Here is a 1,144-nt window from a genome sequence, read left to right on the forward strand (position 1 = left end):
GTTCGTTGAGTCGTCGGGCTGGAGTGTTCCAGTCCAGGGTCTGGCGTGGTCGTGCGTTGAGTTCGCGGGCGACGGCGTCGAGGTCGTCCTGGTTGTAGGCGCGGAAGTCGGTGGTGGTGCGGGGGAAGTACTGGCGCAGCAGGCCGTTGGTGTTCTCGTTGGAGCCGCGTTGCCAGGGTGAGTGCGGGTCGCAGAAGTAGACGCGGCAGCTGGTGGCGAGGGTGAAGGTGGCGTGCTGGGCCATCTCGACGCCTTGGTCCCAGGTCAGGGTCTTGGTCAGCTCGGTCGGCAGGCGCCGCATGAGGTCGATCAGGACCGTGGTGACGTCCTGGGAGGCCCTCGAGCCGGGCAGGGCTCCGAGCATCACGAACCGGGTCGACCGCTCGACCAGGGTGATGATCGCTGAGGAGCCGCGCATGCCGATGACCAGGTCGCCCTCCCAGTGACCGGGGACAGCCCGGTCCTCGACCTCGGCCGGTCTGCTGGAGATGTGCAGGTCCCCGACCCAGGCCCGTGCCGATCGTGCGGCGCCCGCAGCGCGTGACTGCGGGCGCCGGTCGGCGCGACCCGAGCGCAGCGCGACCTGCCGGTGGATCTCCGCGCGCATCGCCCCGCGGGCCTGGTAGTAGACCGCCTGGTAGATCGTCTCGTGCGACACCCACTGCTCCGGATCGTCCGGGAACTGCTGACGCAACCAGTGTGCGATCTGCATCGGCGACCACCGCTGCGCCAACCGCGGTGCGACCAGCGGCCATAACCGTCCGGCAAACGGCGCCCGGCCCTGCGTTCGGACGTTGCCGATCAGCTTGCCCTCGCGCGGGCGCCGCGCACGACGGTCGGCCTTGGACTGGGCGACCGCGTGCGCGTAGACCCACCGGTAGGGGCCGGCTGCGCTGCGTCGTGCCAGCCCCGCAGGCGACCGGGTCCGCGACCCCCGCACGTGCGCACCCAGATACGCGTGGTTGCGGGTGACCTCGCGCCAGATCGTCGACCTGTCACGCCCCAGCACCGCCGCAATCTGAGGGAACGAGAGCCCCTCGCCGAACAGCACCTCGATCTGCGCCCGCTCCGCGAGCGACAACCGCGCCCCAGCCATACGCGCACCCTCCTCGTGGGCACCGCGTTGCAACAACCACTTGAACCG

The 1,144-nt window shown here is 70.5% G+C and carries 1 protein-coding gene; it reads right to left on the reverse strand.

The genetic code is table 11. The annotated features are described in order from the left end of the window. The coding region (locus ICW40_RS17340; protein WP_445206264.1) for an IS30 family transposase at positions 1–1,096 on the reverse strand (1,096 nt) is incomplete at its 3' end. Between the last annotated feature and the right edge of the window lie 48 nt (positions 1,097–1,144).

This window comes from Actinotalea ferrariae, from assembly GCF_019733465.1.
Taxonomy (GTDB): domain Bacteria; phylum Actinomycetota; class Actinomycetes; order Actinomycetales; family Cellulomonadaceae; genus Actinotalea; species Actinotalea ferrariae_A.